The organism is Nostoc sp. UHCC 0251, from assembly GCF_034932245.1.
Lineage (GTDB): Bacteria > Cyanobacteriota > Cyanobacteriia > Cyanobacteriales > Nostocaceae > Nostoc.
This window is the reverse complement of sequence record NZ_JAYGHD010000359.1, coordinates 1-19,439: the sequence shown is the minus strand read 5'-3', so window position 1 is coordinate 19,439 and position 19,439 is coordinate 1. Positions and strand designations below refer to the sequence as shown.

Here is a 19,439-nt window from a genome sequence, read left to right as displayed (position 1 = left end):
TACTTGGTAATGTCTGTGTTTTTCTCGCCTCAATTACTACTAGCTAGGCAGTTACTATTAGTTTAATAATTAATGACCAATACCAATGCCCCATGCCCAATGCCCCATGCCCAATGCCTAATAACCAATATCATGAAATCCTTTGACAAAATCCATAATCATATTTAACGAAGGCAATATATACTTTGTTGCTTCACTGGATATATCATCATAAGATGAAGCATTAAGAGCAGATCGATTAATAAATCTTTTTCCAAACTGGGGATTGTCATGGGCAATCAAAGTTTGGGCACTGGAATTCGTTAAAATTATTTGGGTTGGTGCTTTACAAAAATTTAACTTTGCAGCTACTTCGATATTTTTTTTCATCTGTTTAATTGTTGTAGCCTGATGCATCGCTTGCTCCACAAGAGTATTTAATTCTTTCACAATCTGGGGTGATTTAAGCGATTTTAAATTTTGGTTTGCAACAACTTCATTGTTAATCATTTCCAGAATGGTGAAAATATTCTTTTGGGTAGATACTGCATCGAGAAAGGGAAGAATCACAATGTAAGCAGTGGAAAATAACGCTTTGTCGCTATCTACATGAAATGTGAAAACAGTACGGCGACGCCCACTTTCCATGCTTGGGGGTTGTTTCAACCCCCGGTATTCCTGAGCAATTTGATAGTAAGCGCCAGCAAGAGCAAAATTGGCTTCGTGTTCTATGGCTGCATCAATAATAATTCGGATTGTTGGCGGTGTTTCGTTAAAAAAATCTCGTGAGTCTTCGGAATGGAAGTTTTGGATAATGGAGCGATCGCCATTTGGGCTAAGATCAACCCATTCACAAATCATGCCTTCGGTTTTTAAGCCAAATCTGGAAGCCGCATAAACCTTTGCCCCAGTCAATGTTGCTCCTGTTAAGTCAGCACCAATCCATTCCGCCCTAATTAATTTTGCCTGAGTTAAATCAGCGTGGATTAAAATTGTATTTGTTAAATTGGCATTGCTTAAATCTGCGCCAATTAAATTAGCTCCGCTCAATTTTGCACCACTTAAATCTGCCCACCGGAGATTTGCGCCGCTCAAATCTGCCCATCGCAGGTTCGCCCCGCTCAAATCTGCTCCACTCAAGTTAGCATGGCTGAGATTTGCTTGTCTGAGTTCGGCATCTCGCAAATTTGCACCACTAAGATCAGAACGACTGAGGTCACTGGCATTTAAATTAGCCATCTCTAAGTTGGCTCCTGTCAAGGAACAACCTCTCAAGACAGCCTCACTCAAGTTAGCTTGACGGAGATTCGCTTGGCGGAGCGTCGCCTCCCGCAGATCGGCGCTGGTGAGGTCAGCTTCCGACAAATCGGCGCGACTGAGGTCAGCACGAATTAACTCGGTGCGGATCAATGAGGCTCCTCTAAGTTGAGCGCGACTCAGATCGGCTCGAATCAAATTAGCGACGTTAAGACTGGCGTTATTTAAGATGGCGCTACATAGATTCACACCACTTAGCCTTGCTATATTCAACTTGGCATTGCTCAAGTTAGCTGCGCTCAGATTCGCGCCGCTCAGGTTGGCTATACTCAAATTAGCATTGCTAAGATTCACGCCATTGAGTTTGGCCCCACTCAGGTTAGCTTCCGTAAGGTCAATACCATTAAAGTTTAAGACTCCTGCTGCGTATTGTTCCAGTAATTCCTCTACAGTCATCGATGCTACCCCTTGGATGCCAACTTTAATAGTTGGTAAAGTCATAAAAACGGAATGTCAAAATTAAAAATGAATATTGGGATTTTAGGACTAGGACTGATAGGCGGATCTTTGGGTTTTGATTTGCGATCGCAAGGACATCATATCTTAGGAGTTAGTCGCCGTGAATCCACTTGTCAAAAGGCAGTTGCCCTTGGCAGTGTTGATCAAGCATCAGTTAATCTCAGCCTATTGGCAGCCGCAGAGGTTGTATTTATTTGTACACCTCTAGCGCTTATTGTGCCCCAATTTGAGGAAATGATCGCTCATTTGTCTGCCGCTACCGTTATAACTGATGTGGGTTCGGCGAAAGCACAGATAGTTAAAGCGATTTCTCCCCTTTGGGATAATTTTATCGGCGGTCATCCAATGGCAGGAAGGACAGATAGTGGGATAGAAGCTGCACAGCGAAATTTATTTGTGGATAAACCTTATGTATTAACACCGATAAATACAACGCCAACTAGTGCAATTACGGTTGTCGAGGAAATTGTGCGATCGCTTGGGGCTAATATTTACTATTGTCAACCAGAGCAACATGACCGCGCTGTGAGTTGGATTTCTCATTTACCTGTTATGGTCAGTTCCTCGTTGATTGCTGCTTGTTTGAGTGAAACTGACCCCGATGTTTTGGAATTAGCTCAAAAGTTAGCTAGTTCAGGCTTTCGGGATACCAGTCGTGTGGGTGGTGGGAATCCAGAGTTGGGTGTGATGATGGCACGATATAATCGTCCGGCATTGCTGCGATCGCTGCAACAGTATCGTCTCAATCTCGATGAGTTGACTAACTTAATTGAGCAAGAAAATTGGGCAGTTTTAGAACAAAAGTTGACATCAACAGGAAAGTCCCGACCTGATTTTGTTGATTAGTTTTAGGGTGCGTTACTTTCTTGATAACGCACCCATTTCAACATTTGGTAAATTAGTTGCTTATTGGTTATGAATGCTTTTTGAGCTAGTCGATCAATTTGGGTAGCCGCTTTCTTGTCAAATCAACAAATATAGCCACTTAAATAAGTGTAACAGTAAATTTTTTACAAAATGCTACTTAACAGTTTTATAGTCACCAAACCGATGTAATATACAGATAAATTTACAAAATTCAACAATGGTAGAACGCCCAATCAAGAAATCGGAACGTCAGTCCCAAGGAAGCACTGACAACAATTCCGAAAATAAGGATTCTATACCTCCTATTGAATCCAACCCCAAAAGCGCAAAACCGAGCCGTAATCGCTCGTCTGACAAAGGGAAAAAAGCATCCTATGGAGAAGAAAACAGGCAGCAGGGGAATCCTGCCCTAGCACGCGGCCCAAAACCCGTTAAACCTCCAGTCAAAGTCAATACAGAAGAACTTGAAACCGAATCGGAACCTATATCTGAGGAGTCTCAAGACTAATATTACAGTGGTACGTGTGATGTGGGAGGCTATAAGCGTATAAGCGTATGAAGACTAAAATTTCTGTTTTTAAGGCAGCTATCATATCCCACATCACCATTGGGTTATGTTTTTGTTTAATGCTTTTACATTCAACTTTACCATTGGTGGATAATGGATAAAGTCAATCAATTTCTGTAACTAGCCATTGCCACTCAGTGACTACAGTATTAGATATGTTGAGAACCAATTGCTGTCCACTAGAGAGTGGTACATAGAGTTTGAGTGCATCAGTTGTTGGCAATTTAGGCAAGATATCAGTTAAGTTATATTCGCCCACATTAGGGACGGGTGCATTTAGAACGTATGCATCCGATGCATTCAGCAATTTTCCTGTTGCTGTTTCAATTAACAATGGTTGGGGATGAGCAAGTTCAACGACACCCGGAAAAGCAACCAAGCGCAACCGTAAATCTTTTACCGAACTGTTGTAATTTTGTTTGAACAGTAGCACTTGCCAAGCATATCCGTTTTCATCTTTGATAGATACTTGTGAGTGGTAGCGTAAAACACCAGGAGAATCATGGTGTTGACGCAGCAGTGCTTGTGCTGGCTGCACACTCCATCCACATCCGGTTAATACTAGAAACACAACTAGCGTACAACGCCAAAAATATTGTTGGAATTTTCGCTTCATGTGACACATTTAACACCCGAAAGAGTTTGGCAAAAACTAAATAACTCTTCAACTTAAACTCTCTGCTTTTTCTGTGTCCTTTGCGCCTCTGCGGTTTGTTCTCATACATGCTTAACTTCTATAGCAATCTGATTTGATTTCTGAATCACTCGTAGAGGTAAGGGACTCTTTATTGGGAACACTGTAAACTAAGCATTTGTTTTGGGAAGCACAGTTAGTTTCCATAATTTATCCCCAAACTATAACCCCACCATTATCCAGATATCCCCCCGCAGTTGTTTAATTCGTTCCAAATACTTACATAGAATCTAAAAGATTTCATAATGCGACACCTCATAGACTCCACCCCTACAATCACGGGCACACGCGATTGTAGGGTTTTTTATATGTCTCTAATGGATTGGATGTTTTGCCCGGTATCACTCCACATAATCTAATTTTTGTAAGCTACTCACCATCATTTAACCTACATTCTGCACCTTCTGGTTGCTTCTAAGTAGGCAACGTGACCTCAGAAACAGCACGACTATTATCACTTGCTTAACGATAAGCAGTCTTTTCTAGAATTGACGTAATGCATCCAACCACAATGCCATTGCATCGGCTTGTAAAAATTAGCCCACCCTGCGTTACCTATTTTCGTAATCTAAAATCGGGTTTCATACTGAACTTGGAATAGATTTTCATCCCCTAAATTAGTTGAGCCTCGCATCAAAATTTCATCATTGAGTCGATAAAGCACGTTATAACGGAAAGACTCATCGCTAGAAAGAGGGCGTGATAAAGAAGCAGAGAAATTTCTATTGATGTTAAACACACCTTCTGCTGATAAATTCAGAACTGAAGCTGTCGTTGTTTCATTACTAGTGATAGGGGTGGGAAATATCCGAAATTCGCTGAAACCAATAGCCTGTCCGATCGCAGTAATAGTTCCTTGCAAACCACCTAAAATGGTAGAACTAGCAAAATTAGTCAGCCCTTGTCCTGCATCTGCTTGACCGAAAGAACCAAGAATCGAGCCACCCAGTAAAGCAACTATTTCTCCCCGGCTACGGTTAGGTTCACTCGTCAGTTCCAGATTTTCGCCCAATTCACTAGCTGGCCCATCCACTCTTGCTTGAACACGAACTGTACGTAAAGTCCCAAAGTTGCTAGCAGAAACATCGCTGATTTCAGCAGACAATGGTGATTCCAAAATTCGATTATTCGTTGCCGATGCTTCAGGTACAATTGCGAGCAGTCGGACATCCAAAGTAGGGTCTAATCCTTGACTTGGAGTAAACCGCGCAGTGTGTTCATAGCCCCGTTCCAAGGCGAACTCAGTGGAAAATAAACTTACTCGTCCTCCTGTCAAACGAATGACTCCTTCAGGAAGTGGTTTGGCTAATGTGCCATTAATGGTCAAGTCGCCTTTTGCTTCAAAGCTCAATAGGGGCTGACTAAAAACGGCTGCTCCTGGTATTGAGTCGAGAAAGGATTGACTGGTAACACGAACATCGTCGTCTAGAATTAACCTTAAATCTGCAAACTCTATAGGTAAATTGGGTGGAGTTGCTGTGCTAGTGCTTGCGTCTGCTGTCGCCACCGGCTTAGTGCTTGCGTCTGCTGTAGCTACTGGGTTAGCGCTACTCTCTGCTGTCGGTGTGACGTTAGGGTTAAGCTCTTCTCTATTTAGATTTATGACGTTAGCGTTAGCCGCTGCTGTAGCTGCTGATTTTTTCTCAGCAGTAGCCGTGTTTCCAATAATCACCTGACCATCACTCAGTTCAATCTCTCCACCAATTACAGGTTTTAACGCTGTTCCGCGAAGTACAATATCGCCGCCAACACCGCCTTCATACAGTCCTGCAATTTCAAAGTTGAGTTTGTCTGCTATTGATACTGTGAGAGGATTTGCTACGGTTTGCTGAGGCTGAAGAATCGGGAGGATGCCTGATGCACTTACTTGCCCTTCATTGTAAGTGCCTTGGATACCTTGGACATTCACACTATTACCATTAAATTGCGCTGTCCCTGTGACATTCGTTAGGGGTTCAGATAAGGCTTCAGCGCTAAAAGTTGCATTATTAAGTGTGACATTGCCGTTAATAATTGGTTCGTTTAAAGTACCTTGAACATTTAAATCTACTTGTCCTTGACCGTCTACCCAAGCAACTTGATTGTTAGTAAACAGGTTTAACAGTGCCAATCCTTCATTGTTCACATTGGCGTTGATGCTGATTTGATTGCTATCCGGTTGCACTTCGGCAAAAGGTAACGGAGCAGGTACGCTACCTGTAATGGTAACTGGCTGCGTTCCTGTCACTAGTAAGCTACTGTCAAAATTCAAACGAGCATCGTTGTAGTCAAAGTTCACTTGTCCTGTTTGTACAGGTTGCTTGTTGAGAGTTGCATTCGCCAGCGCTACTTCCCCTTGAACTCTGGGGTCTTGTAAACTACCTCCCAATGTGGCATCAGCATTTACATTACCAGTGATATCTATGGGGTATTGTTCGATAAAAGGCTGTAAAAGTGATAAAGGTAAACTTGCTACATTCAAGTTGCCAGATAGTTGCTCAGTTCCTAACTGTCCTGAAAAAGCCACTAGTCCTTGATTTATCCCAACACTCAACGGCGAAAGTGTGACGATTCCATCGGCAAAATTGCCTTGAGCAACTACTTGATTAATGGAGTATTCACCCCATTGCCAATTAGCACCTTGGAAATTAAAGCCGACATTCAACCCAGATTTTAACGAGCCATTAGCTGTAATTCCTCCGCTCAAAACACCTGTTAATTCTGCAAGGGTGGGTAAAGATGCAGTTTCATTTCTCTCTTCTTGCTGTTGTTGTGCTACCAATGCGACAATTTTTGAGAAATATGCTAGCTGTGTGAGCAAATCTGCATCGGGTAAACTGACAGACTCAGTGTCAAGTACTTCTGCTCCAGCTAAATTTGGTAGCTGCAAGCCAGTACCAAAGTCTTGAAAGTCGAAGATATTAAACGTTTGTAAAAGTCTCTGGATTCTGGCTTGGTCAAAATTAGCTTGAAATTGAAATTGCGGGTCATTCCCTGGTTGCAGATTGCCACTGAGGGCAATATTGCTATCTCCAATTTGCAATTGACCATTAGATAAGCTAGCAGTACCATCGGCATAATTAATGGTGCCGCGAAATTCATCTGCTGTAATTCTTCCAATCCGAGGCTGGGCGATCGCAACATCTCCCGCAATGGCATAATTATTTAGATTGACAACTAAATCCCCCGATAGTTGTCCCGCTAGTGGTTGCAATTGATTGTTCGGTAAAAAGCCTCCAATCAGAGCGATGGGAAACTGTTGAGCGTTGATGAGCAAGTTTTCTCCCTCAATTCTACCTGTGGCAACTGCTCCATCGCGCCGAACTAAAAATGAAGTGGGACGATAATCTGCACCCAAGTTCAGCGCAATCCTATCTTGCTGCCCAGCTAATCGCAGACTTGCTCCTTGTCCCCCTTGAAAATTCACGTTTCCGGTTAAAAGCGGATCAAATGCCAAGTCACTAACTTGAAAATTCCGCAGTCGGATATTGCCAGTAGCTTGCGGAACATCTGGAGTACCTGTAACTTGTCCCTTAAAATCAAGTAACCCCGCTAGTTCTACGTCACCAGGAATTTCAAAACCAGTATTTTTTAAGTTGAAATTCTGTGCCAGTACATTTAAATTAAATCCCGCAATTTCCGGTGCGCCAGTTGGTGGAGTTTGAATTGCGATCGTACCATTAGCAGTAAATCCTGGGGTAGATGCGTTTTCAACTATAATCTGCTGCCCATTCCATCGAAATTGAGCGGTGAGTGGTTGTGTCAGCTGCGCTATCCCTTGGGGAAGGCTGATTTTTCCGGCGGCGCGAATATCCGCAAGCTGGAAAGATTCTGTTGTCCCTGCTAACTGAAGATTGCTATTGAGCCGTCCTCGCAGTTGTGGTGAGAACCGGTTGAGTTGAATTTGAGAAGTGTTGACAGCTGCTTGCCAGCGTTGTTGTGCAAGTTGACCACTAGCTGTGATTGTCCCGCCTGCTACATTCAACACAGCATTTGGAAAGACGAGATTCTCTCCTTGTTGATCAACAACAACTCGTCCGGTAGTGGGATAGGTGGCGTTAGGCGCTTGCACCCGCGCTACTGCTTGCAGATTGTTCAGAGTGCCAGAAATATTGGCATTTGCTGACACATTCCCAATGGTGATGTCAGGTGAAGAGTTGTATGCTTTTGCGATCGCATCCCCAGGTAAATTTTGTGCTTGCACATTCAGCGCCACCCTACCTTGAGGTGCAAGTTGAAGTTGACCGCTAGCTGTGACTTGCCCTCCCACCTCTGGATTTGCTTGAACGCGAGCAATATTGACATTTAAGGGTTTACCCAGAGAACCAGAAACTTTAGCGTTCGCAGATATACCACCAATATTAATCGGTGTTGAAATACCATAACCTTGAGCGATCGCATTTCCTGGTAGACCTTGAGCTTGAATATTTACGCCTACCTGACCTTGGGGAGCTAGTTGAATTTGTCCATTGGCTGTAATTTGCCCTCCGGTTGGTGGCGTTACTTGAACACTATTAATATCAAGGTTCAACGGCTGTTTGGCAAGCGAACCAGTAATTTGTGCTTTTGCTGAAACATTCCCAACTGCGATCGGTAGAGTCACGCCGTAGTTACGTGCCAGTATATCTCCTGATACTCCATCAAGTTGAGCATTAAATATTACGTTGTCTTTGGCTCCTATATTAGCTTGACCGCCGCCTGTAATTTGACCACCTGCTGCGGGGACTAAATTCAGATTGGAGACAGTAAGTTGAGATGCATTTTCAGATACATTTAAGCGGAAATCAGTGTTGACGGTTTTAAATTGAAGGCGGTCAACTTGAATAGGTTTTGTGTTGCTTACTTTACCGCTAACAACTGGTTGCTGAAGTGGGCCGCCTACCTGAATATTTGCTTGAACTTCGCCACTAGCTGGAACTGGCGAATTTACATTCAGCGTGTCTAAGATATTTTTCGCACTAATAGGTTTTATTTGAGCAGAGACATTAAAACCTGTTTGGGTATTAATTGTTCCATTAGCCACAATGGGAACTTTGCCAAAGTTCGTATTCAGATTTTCTAAAGCAACTGTTTGACCTTGAAATACAAATCTCCCATTGAAATTAGAAATTGGCTGAGGAATATTTGGAATTTTGGCAGTAATTTGATTAGCTGTAGCCGTTCCCGTAACAGCTATTTCTGACAGTTTGGGTGGAATTTGAACCCCTAAGTCAGCATCTATACGCCCTCCTTGCAAGGCGATTGGCAACTCAATTAATCGACTTATATCAGAGGCTTGTAAATTTTGTGCTTGCAGTTGGAGGTTAGTTTGTTGAGCTTTGAGTTGGGTTTCGCCAACAATTTTAACAGCGCCTCCCCTAGTGAGTTGACCATTGAGATCATAACCGACCCTTTGATTTTGATCTGAAAATCGGGCAATACCACCAAATTGATCTAATATTACTGAGCCTTTCGGTCTAGTTGGCGCAGCGAATGGCATCAACTCTACATCGCCATCTTGAATTTGAAGTGTCTGCAACTCAGTTTGAATAAAGCCTTGTCCCTCCCCAGCCTTAACTTGGGTTGTCACCCAACGGCCATCTTTATCCTGTTGAATGTAGACATTGGGCTGAACTAACGTAACATTTAATGCTAGTTTTCGAGTGAAGAGAAGTTCCAAGGGCGAGAACTGCACATCTAAGGCTTTTGCTACTACCTGATCTGCATCGGTAGGAGTTGCTGGTATCGATAGAGAGCTAAATCTTAGACTAGAGAGCGAAAAACGTTCAACGTTCCCAACTTTTACTGGACGCCCCAGCAATTGCTCAAGATTTTGCTGTACTAATGGCGCTAATTCCTTATATATATAACTTCTAGCCCACCAAGCACCGACTGCAATTCCAACCAGCAAAACTACACCGAAAGCCAAACTGGTACGTCCTAAAAGCAGGAGCCATAAACGGCGATTAGGTGGTTCATGGTTATTTTCTGAATTTGGAGAGTGCGTCATTATCGTTACAGTACTTTTATCTGGAATTAGCCAAGAGACAAGCTAGCACCGCAAGGACGTTCGGCGAAGCTCAGTCGAGCCGCGGAAGTCAAAAATTAAAAGAATTGTATTCCGAGCTTCTTGCGCTATTTGAAGTAATATGTTTATTTACGTGCCCGCTGTGCTATTAGCAGTTGTATCAGCCAGGTGTAAGCTGTGGCTTTAATAATATGTTTTGAGTAATAATTTTTACCCAAAATTAGCTGTTCTCGCCTTTTAATTTGGAGATTTCATCTAGAGTATGGTACTTAATTAGCACTTCCTCAATCCGAGCAGTAATTAGATTTATTCTCTGCTTTACCTTTTGATAGTCTATAGTCATCCAAATAGCTGTCTGGCAAATTTTGTCTCCTTTTTGTTACGCAAAATGCACAATTATATGTCTTTTCTCACAATACATATATTGCGAACAACTATCTTTATGTATAAATAATTAATATCTTTAGATAGATTTTATTTGCTTAGTATTATACTTACAAACCACTGATGTCACCCAAGAAGTTTGCTATCGTCCTCGCAGCAGGTGCATCTACTCGCATGGGTACTTGCAAAACTTCACTCCCTTGGGGTGAAGGAAAAACATTATTAACTTATCAACTAGAACAGTGGTTCAATGCAGGTTTTACCCCTGTAGTTGTGTTAGGTTCACACAACACCCATAAACAACAAGATTGTCCTCTTGGCAGTTTGACTGTAATTAATCCTCATGCCAATGCCGGGAAAACAACTTCCTTGCTCATAGGGTTGCAACATATTCCCCCAAACTTTGAAGTCTTGGCAATTTCCGCAGTTGACCAACCCAGGAAATTAGATATTTACCAGAAATTACTGCTAGCACACCAAGAAAATTCAGCAATGATTACTGCACCCACCTATGAAGGGAAAATGGGGCATCCATTGTTATTTAGTAATGGAATGCGATGCCTACGGCGGGCTGCGCCTACGCACTTACAAAATATCCGTGAAGAAACCTTAGGTTTACGCCAAATTATCAAAGAATTTTATCCAGTAATTCATCAAGTTAAATTTGATACTCCGGCTATGCTATTAGACATTAACACGCCGGAAGTATATCAGGAACATCTGCATAATTCTGAATAGCAGCAGATTATTAACAAGATTCCCGATTTTTCCAAGAAGCCTAGAATCTGAGCATTTCGATTACTCTTTCGCAAACCCAATCAATCCTCAGTTGGATCATCAATCATTTCCGGTACTAAAGCTGGGTTGCTTTTACGTTCTTCTGGTGATTGCTCCCGAATAACATCGTCTATTCTTCGAGGGTGTTTGATTTTGTCTAATACCTCTGGATCTAGTTGCGATGGATCGCCCTCTGGATTCGATTTTTCAGCTTGATTAGGAACTGTTTCCTTATTCATCACTATTTCCCCAAACTTATACGCCAAGCTTAAGTTCTTTTGTGATGAGGTACACACTATCTTGAGGCTTAATTTCACACGGTGGTGGGTAAGAAAGGCGATTGCCCCTTGTAGACCAAAGATGATTCACTAAACTAAATAGCTTATACGATAAAAGACGTAAATATTCTGTATTCTCCGTTTCATAAACAGGAAATAAGCAGTGTTACCAAAGAAACCCCCCGCTACTAATCAAACTCAACGCTGGACATTTGCTCAACTTTTTGGACTGGTAAAGCGTAATCCCTTGATGATTTCGCAGTGGGTGATCCGCTGGGTAGTTGTGGGGACTGTTGGTGGTCTTTTTGCGGCGTTGTACTGGAATGTTTTAGAACTTTTAACTCATAATCTGCAACGATTTGAAGGTTTTAACCTCCTGATAATGATGCCACTAGCCGGTTTAGTTATCGGGTTGGTGAAAAGAAGGGTGTAGGGGACAGGGTGTTGGGTGTAGGGAGGCAGTTTTATTACCCCTAACCCGTTATTTTGGAGATGAAGAATTAGAGTCAGTCCTCACTACTAGCTTTCCTGCTGTTTTTCTCTTAACTCTTGCTCTTGGTAAAATGGCTGCTATTAGTATTACAGTCACAGGTGGGTGGCGCGGTGGATTCATCATCCCCCTGTTTTTTACTGGTGCTTGTATTGGTAAAGCAGTAGCAGTCTTAATTCCGGAACTTAATCCCGCCCTTGCGATGATTTGTACAATGGCCGCTCTCAATGCAGCCGTAACGCGCACACCGATAAGTACGACTTTGCTACTGTCAAAACTAACTAACTTGAGTCCTTTTACACCAATCCTTTTTGCCAGTCTAATTGGATTTTTTCTCGCGCCGAAAGTTCCTCTGATTGCATCTCAATTGAAGTCCCAAAGAGAAGCTACTGAATAAAAAGGTAGATAGCTAAGGTACTGTATTAATTTATGTACAATCATTTTTGGAAACTCCAAAAAATAAATTATCCAATTTCTGGACTTCAGTACAACTTTCCCTCCCCCTGCCCCCTGCTCCCTGCCCCTAAAGCGATAGGATATTTTTTATGTGGAAGTCCCTTTCATCAGCCACCAAGAGCGCAAATGTGCGATCGCTTCTTCTTTTTGTTTGGCTTCAACTTCGATCCACGGTGCTTGGTGGTAAACGTTAGGCATATCGGTAATCAAGTTGCTGTGTTTTCTGTCGTTGAAAGCTTGCTCACCATTAGAAATATGGACTAATTGCCAATCTGGATTTGTCCAAGTTTCTCTTGCTGCGTAAAACATCGATGCTACACTCGGATGATCGTAGGTATCTAAATTTTCGTGGCAAATATGGTGATGGGCATCAAATACCATTGGCACGCCAGCTTGCTGACATACTGCTAAAATTTCATCCGCACTATAGGCGTATTCATCGTTTTCTAGCGTCAAACGGCTTTTGATGTTTTCTGGTAGTTGGGAGATTACTTTTACTAGTTGTTCAGCCCGTTGAGATTTGCCACCATGAATATTCATCAATGACCAAGGCGATCGCGGTAAGCCCAGTAAGTCAAGTATGCGTGCATGTCCCGCTAGATTATTAATACTTGCCTGTACCACTTCGGGAGAATCAGAACTCAGCACTACATATTGATCTGGATGCAACACCATTCTTATGCTCAATGCATTTGCTCGTTGACCGATTGTTGCTAAATCAGCGCTCATTGTCTCTAATATATTTGCGCCGATTTCGTCTTCTAAGTCACTTAAAGGAAATAAAGCAGAAGACATCCGATAAAGCTGAATTTTATTCTGCTCACAAAAGGAGAGGGCGTCATGCAAGCGCTGTAAGTTATGGTGATACAGTTCACTTAGGGCAATTTTGCGATCGCTAAGAGAAAGTTTTAAGTATCGGGTGCGCGTCATTGTCCGAAAGCGCACTTGTTTGTCAGAGGTGATGCAAACTAGCCCCAAATAGGGCAGTGTACTTTTTGGGCACTGTTGTGCATTAGGTAAATTTTGAAACTCGATTACGGTCATTAACTAATACTAACTGTCGCTATTTTGAGCCATTGTTTAATTTAAACAAGTTTTATCACTAGCTTACGAGTACCTAAAGAATGAAGTCTTAAGCCTAAGACGATGCTTTAAAATAGCCAATATATCCGGCTCCTCCTGTTACTAAAATGGTTGACATAATTGGGAATTGGGGGTAAAGAGAAAATTTAGTTCCTATTACAGCGCGGCGGAAATCAAGCTACTATTTTAAAACTTGCAAAAGCCTTGATATATAAAACTTTTGGCTTTTGGCTTCCGCCTTGCGGTATTAGATTCTTTCTTCCAAGTAGCGAGAAATTGCACTATCAAGGGACGGCATGAATTCACCTCGGCTGCTACCAAGAACGCTGTAAGTGGGGCGGGGAGCAGTGAAACCAAGTTGTTCTGTGGGCACAGAAATCAGATTGCTAACACTGACTCCAGCTTGTTTAGCCGCTAACCGTGCTAAATCGGCCCAAGCGATCGCACTTTTATTCGCCAAATGCCACAGCCCACACTCGCCATCAATTAATAAATCCAGGCTAGCATGAACCAAATCTGGTACATATGTAGGTGAAACAATTCCATCCTCTGCGGCAATGAAATCATTACCAGCACTAAGCTGACGCAGGGCGATCGTGACAAAATTATACTCATCCCACGGGCCAAAAAATGCACTGGTGCGAATCACCAGTGATGCGGGATAAGCCTGCAATACCAGCTTTTCTGCCAAAACTTTGCTGCACCCATATACATTAAGGGGGGCAACGGCATCAGTTTCGACATAAGGATTAGACACAGCGCCGTCAAATACCAAATCTGAGGAGAAAGTCAGCAGTGGTACGTTATGTTGAGCGCAAGCAGCAGCTAGAATCGCTGGGCCTTCCGCATTGATTTGCAGGCAAACGTGGGGTTCACGTTCGGCATCATCTACGCGCACATATCCGGCAGCGTTCACAACCGCCCACGGCTTCAACTGAGTGAGCGCCGCATCCACAGAGGCAGGATCGGTAATATCCATCTCTTGACGCGTCAGCAGGTGATATGAAATTCCGCGCACTTCGCACAACCGAGCAAAAGCCTTTCCGAGAGTTCCTCTGGCACCAATGATCGCTAAAGGAGAAGGATCTGATGGGGATGTTGTGTGACTTTTCCTTGCTCTCCCTATTTCTCCATTGCAACTTAGCGCTGGGTATAACAGGCGCTCTTGGCGATGCCACCAGCCTGGAGTCTCAAGTAGCGGGTGATTTGGTTGATGCCCATTTGCTAGATTCTGCACCATTTTAGCGATCGCTGTTGGTCGAGGATGTGGCGATTCTCCTCTTGAGACGCTACGCGATCGCAAATCAAATACGCCTGGTTCGTAGTAGCCGTTAGCTTTTGTGACTAAACTATTCCAATCGTAGCTACCAAGGAGCGCCCAAGCAGTGACAGCGCGGATATCTACACCCTCAGCTTGTAATTCTTGTGCCGCATTCCACACTTCATAAAACCAGCGTAGCTGCTCCTCACGGGTGCAGCTGATATGAGCTTCGGTGACAGCAAGGGGCAGATGATAGCGTTCCCATGCCTCTAGTAGCAATGTACGTGGGCCTGCCAAACCTTCAGCACAAACTCGCACTGCCTCTACATCGGCATACTTATCCCGTCCATTACCGCCATGCGTCCAAGCTGGATAGTTTTCTGTATGTTCATCCAAAAAGCGTTCGCTGGTTAAATAATGGTTAATCCCAATGATGTCAGGGGGACAGGTATTTTGCAAAAATCCCTCAAGTTCAGCCTGACTGATACCACAGTCGCGCAAGTAACCCCACATTGCATGAGTTGGGTTGATCCGACCGCACAATAAATCAAAGCTCAACCAGCGACGTTCGTTCTCAAATTCTGCTTGATATTCTAGTTTCGGTGTACTGTAAGTCTTACCTAAATCCTCGGTTTGCACTAGTTGGGCGCTAGGGGTGACTTCCCGGATTGCCTTCATTGCCAGGGCAACTCCGCGGCACTCCCCCAACAAAGCACGGGCGAAAGTTAAATCATCTCGACCATGAGGATACCAGTGACCATACATCCCACTGAATCGCGCCGTTGTCAGTGGTTCATTTATGGGAGTGTAATAGGTTATCCAAGGATAGCGTTCGGCTACTGCACGGGCAAACACCGCTAGTTTTTCTGGGAATTCTGGGTCTACCAAACTTGTATCGCGTGGGCCACTACCATGATGCACTAATCCCACAATCGGACGAATGCCGAGTTCGCGCAAGCGCCCTAGTCTTTCATCCGCCCATGACCAATCAGCATTTTCTAACCCATCAGATGCTATCCTCTCCCATAGCACAGGGTAACGGATAGCTTTTATCCCTAGTTTTGCAAACAAATCTAAGTCATCCAGGCGGGTTGCATGACCGTTGCGTTCTAACTGGTCAAAATATTCTTCACCCACGCGATTAACTGTACACTCTACACCAGCCCACACTTCTAAGGGAAGTTGTGAATTATTCTCTCTCAAGACGTTATTCATCGCGTCTTTACTTGAGTTAAAGACAAAAGTCATAATTTACACAACTAAAGTTTTTATTACTTTGAATTCCCGCGTTTTTTTTTAGCGCAGATATAACATTTATATTTGTGGTTTATTAACCACGAAATCTCTGATTTTGTGGGAATTTTAAATCCACTTATTTATCTGCCAGACAGATAAAATTCCTAAACTGACTTCTAGACAAATGCGATTAATTACGTCTCTAATACTTATGGATGCGATTAATCGTGTCTTTAAAAAATTGTCGGCTGGGCAGGTACTGCCCATAATCAACATCAACAAACTCAAGCCTTAACCGCTATTTGTTTGTATGTTGCCAAAGCCTGTGCCACACAATGATCCATGTTGAGATACTTGTATGTAGCTAGCCGTCCCACAAAATGTACACCTGGCGTTGACTCAGCCAAAGCTTTGTATTGTTTGTAAATTTCCTGATTTTCAGGACGCGGTACGGGATAATAGGGGTCGCCCTCTGCCTTAGGAAACTCGTAAACAATACTAGTTTTGGAGTGTTCCTGTCCAGTCAGGTACTTAAATTCAGTAATCCGAGTATACAGTTGTTCGTTGGGATAGTTAATAACTGGCGCTGACTGAAACACAGGGGTGTGATGCGTCTCATGTTTGAAATCTAGTGAGCGATAGGGTAGTTTGCCGTAGCGACAATCAAAAAACTCATCTACTGGCCCAGTGTAAACCATCTCGCGGCAAGGTATGGCCTTATCGATTTCACGGTAATCAGTGTTGAGCATTACCTTAATGTTCGGGTGATTTAGCATATTCTCAAACATCCGGGTAAAGCCGTGCAGTGGCATTGCTTGGTAACTATCTGTGAAATATCGGCTGTCGCGGTTGGTACGGGTGGGAATTCGGGCAATTACTGTTTTATCAAGTTCTGAAGGATCGAGTCCCCATTGCTTGCGAGTGTAGTTTTTGAAGAACTTTTCGTAAAGTACCTGACCAACTTTACTAATTACTACATCTTCAGAGGTACGGATATGTTCTCTAGGTTCTGCAACCGACTCAAAAAACTCTTCCGCCTGGAATGAATTGAGGTTCATTCCATAGAGTTTGTTAATGGTGTCAAGGTTAATGGGGATAGGAACGAGTTGTCCGTCTACACTGGCTAGAACGTGATGCTCGTAAGAACGCCAAGGAGTGAAGCGTGAAAGGTATTCAAATACTTCGCGGGAGTTGGTGTGAAAAATATGGGGGCCGTATTTATGTACGAGAATCCCGTGGTCGTCGTAATGGTCGTAAGCATTGCCGCCGATGTGGTTGCGCTTGTCTACAACCAATACTTTTTTACCGGAATGTCTCGCCAAGCGTTCAGCGATAACGCTGCCAGAAAAACCTGCACCAACAACTAAGTAATCAAAGATAAAGTCTCTGGTAACGATGCTTGGTGCTTCTGGGATATTTGTTGAGATAGGAGATTTCCCATTTTTACCATTAACTGTAGTATCTGGTGTGGTTGTGAAGCTCTTAAAGAGCGGCTGCGCCAACGCAGAATCTATCAACTGCATCATCGATCCCCAAGTCCGATCCCAAGAAATTTGCTCTAAAAAAGCATCTACCCGACTCAACCATCCTGATTCTGGTGTATCTTCTTGCAATGCCTGTTCTGCGGCGGTGACGAACTCTTCAGTCGCGTCTGCAATTCGTACCAGCTTCAAATCTCCATAAGGGCGCACCACATCTCGAATCGAGGTAGAGACTACAGGTTTACCTGCGGCTAAATACTCTGGTGTCTTAGTCGGGCTAATAAAGCGTGTTGACTCGTTTCGCGCAAAAGGCAACATTGCTAAGTCCCAACCCGCCAGATATTTGGGTAAGTCTTTATAGTCTTTACCACCGAGATAATGAATATTTTCATGTTGTGGCAGAGTTGCTGGGTCAATTTTCACAACTGGCCCAATTATCACTAAATGCCAATCAGGACGAGCCTCGGCAATCCCAGCTAGTAATTCAATATCCATTCGCTCATCAATTACACCAAAGAAGCCAAGGCGCGGATGAGGAATATTTGCTTGGTCTGCTGGTTCTTCTTTTAGGGTTCTTCCTTGTCCGAAGTGGGCTACATCTACGCTACTCGGAAATGCATAAACGTTTGGGTGCTGATTTACCTTACTTTCGAAAAGGCTTTGCCCTCCTGTAAATACTAGGTTTGCTCGACGAAATAGTTCTGCTTCGTAGTTCTTTAAAGTAGGGGATGCTCCTTTAAAGGCAGATAATTCATCCATGCAATCGTAGATAACAGCTTCAGGTTCTAAGTGGCTTGCCCATGCGATCGCCATTGGCGTATAGTACCAACAAATGTACTTACAGATATTATGTTCTGCAAATAACCCATCAAGCAGTACTTTTATATCCGCATTTACGGCTTCTTCACTTAGACCTTCTGGTAAATATGGAACAACAACTATTACTCCACTTTTGTCTTCACTAACGTCCAATCGCCCCAATGGTTCCGCACTAAAAATTGGCTCTTCAATAAAGAAAACTCGCTTTTTTTGAGCACAACGGCTGAGAAGATGTTGCGGTCTTTGATAGACAAAATTCCAACGCAAATGAGATAAACAAACTATATCAGGCGTATCGGTAAAAGCTTTTGTTGATCGAGAGTTTTTGTTGAATGAGGATAAATTTAGTGATGATGATGTAGTTAACGATTGCGATTTAGCTGTATCTGATGATTTGGCATCATTTAGCTTTGGTGAAACGATATGACTGATACCGTTGTTTTCTTGCACTTTATTGCTTGACATAGATAATTAACTCAACTTGCAGAATGTTTGACTAACAAGTTCTCTTTCTCTTAGGAATTAATAGTAATATTTGCTTTTTTTGATATCAGGTTCATCTATCTAAATATAGTTATCAAAAATTACTGTATTATTTCTTAGGTATTAAAATAATAACGTGAATAATACTGAATTATATGTAAAATTTAGCTAAATCTATAATTAGATATACGCCAAAAGGCTTATATCAACGTTAAATTGATATGTAATTTTTAACACGAAAGAAATTTAGTATTTCTTTATACTAAATTTTTCAAGTATTTACTACAGGTTTTTTATAGTTCCTGCTCATAAATATATGATGATTTTCAGCCAAGAAATTATCAATATAATTTTGGAACAAAACTAGTTTAGCCAATGCTTTCACTATATTTATTCCCCAATTAATCAGAGAAGAAAATATTAGATAATAAGTTTACTGATAAATATTTTTTGTTATAAATTTTATTTGCAAACCTATATATAGCAAGTTTTGTAAAACAATTTATATAGATTACAAAATTTATATTTATCAAAATTTTAGTCTTATTTGTTACACATAAACTAGCTAAAATCGTCCAATTTAAGGCTCTGATCTGGGCTTTTGAGCATTTCCCCAAGAATATGGTTTAGATTATTTAATTGGGTAAAGTTATCTGAGAAAACTTATTTTTTATGACTTACGCATCAAATACGAAATGTAAAGGTAATGTATGAATTTCTTCTACGATAAATCAAGGCTTCCCTGCCTTTTTGCATAAATCCAATTGGGAGCATCCACTTTTGGAAGAAACATAATTCTGATACTCCGAAAACTCTACTAT

Annotated in this window: 10 protein-coding genes and 1 pseudogene; 4 read left to right on the top strand and 7 right to left on the bottom strand. The window is 42.4% G+C overall.

The genetic code is table 11. The features are described from left to right. Nucleotides 1-117: 117 nt before the first annotated feature. Complete coding sequence (locus VB740_RS30355) at nt 118-1,692, bottom strand: pentapeptide repeat-containing protein (protein WP_323203553.1); 1,575 nt, start codon at nt 1,690-1,692, stop codon at nt 118-120. 69 nt (nt 1,693-1,761) lie between these two features. Between VB740_RS30355 and VB740_RS30350 the strand changes: the two genes are divergently transcribed. Further along, nucleotides 1,762-2,601, top strand: a complete 840-nt coding sequence (locus tag VB740_RS30350) for a prephenate/arogenate dehydrogenase (protein WP_323203552.1) — start codon at nt 1,762-1,764, stop codon at nt 2,599-2,601. 238 nt (nt 2,602-2,839) lie between these two features. Continuing rightward, entirely contained in the window at nt 2,840-3,130 is a 291-nt protein-coding gene (locus VB740_RS30345; RefSeq protein ID WP_323203551.1) for a hypothetical protein, read from the top strand. 163 nt (nt 3,131-3,293) lie between these two features. On the opposite strand, the gene VB740_RS30340 is transcribed toward VB740_RS30345, so the two are convergent. Both VB740_RS30340 and VB740_RS30335 read right to left on the bottom strand, forming a co-directional pair. Further along, the gene (locus VB740_RS30340) at nt 3,294-3,806 is read right to left on the bottom strand and encodes a DUF3122 domain-containing protein (RefSeq protein ID WP_323203550.1); all 513 of its coding nucleotides are present in this window, start codon (nt 3,804-3,806) and stop codon (nt 3,294-3,296) included. 646 nt (nt 3,807-4,452) lie between these two features. Continuing rightward, nucleotides 4,453-9,852 (bottom strand): translocation/assembly module TamB domain-containing protein, encoded by a 5,400-nt coding sequence (locus tag VB740_RS30335; protein ID WP_323203549.1) that lies wholly within the window; start codon nt 9,850-9,852, stop codon nt 4,453-4,455. Between the two features lie 525 nt (nt 9,853-10,377). Between VB740_RS30335 and VB740_RS30330 the strand changes: the two genes are divergently transcribed. Beyond that, nucleotides 10,378-10,992, top strand: coding sequence for a nucleotidyltransferase family protein (locus VB740_RS30330; RefSeq protein ID WP_323203548.1), 615 nt, complete (start codon nt 10,378-10,380; stop codon nt 10,990-10,992). A gap of 80 nt (nt 10,993-11,072) precedes the next feature. On the opposite strand, the gene VB740_RS30325 is transcribed toward VB740_RS30330, so the two are convergent. Continuing rightward, nucleotides 11,073-11,270: a hypothetical protein gene (locus VB740_RS30325; protein WP_323203547.1), complete on the bottom strand. Its 198-nt coding sequence runs from the start codon at nt 11,268-11,270 to the stop codon at nt 11,073-11,075. 202 nt (nt 11,271-11,472) lie between these two features. On the opposite strand from VB740_RS30325, the pseudogene VB740_RS30320 reads away from it, so the two are divergent. After that, nucleotides 11,473-12,196: pseudogene (locus tag VB740_RS30320) on the top strand (chloride channel protein). A gap of 146 nt (nt 12,197-12,342) precedes the next feature. Here VB740_RS30320 and uvsE read toward each other — a convergent pair. From uvsE to glf, 3 genes are all read right to left on the bottom strand, one after another. Then, entirely contained in the window at nt 12,343-13,299 is a 957-nt protein-coding gene (gene uvsE / locus VB740_RS30315; protein WP_323203546.1) for a UV DNA damage repair endonuclease UvsE, read from the bottom strand. Between the two features lie 286 nt (nt 13,300-13,585). Next, entirely contained in the window at nt 13,586-15,847 is a 2,262-nt protein-coding gene (locus VB740_RS30310) for a family 1 glycosylhydrolase (RefSeq protein WP_323203545.1), read from the bottom strand. Between the two features lie 272 nt (nt 15,848-16,119). Next, nucleotides 16,120-18,600 (bottom strand): UDP-galactopyranose mutase, encoded by a 2,481-nt coding sequence (gene glf / locus VB740_RS30305; RefSeq protein ID WP_323203544.1) that lies wholly within the window; start codon nt 18,598-18,600, stop codon nt 16,120-16,122. Between the last annotated feature and the right edge of the window lie 839 nt (nt 18,601-19,439).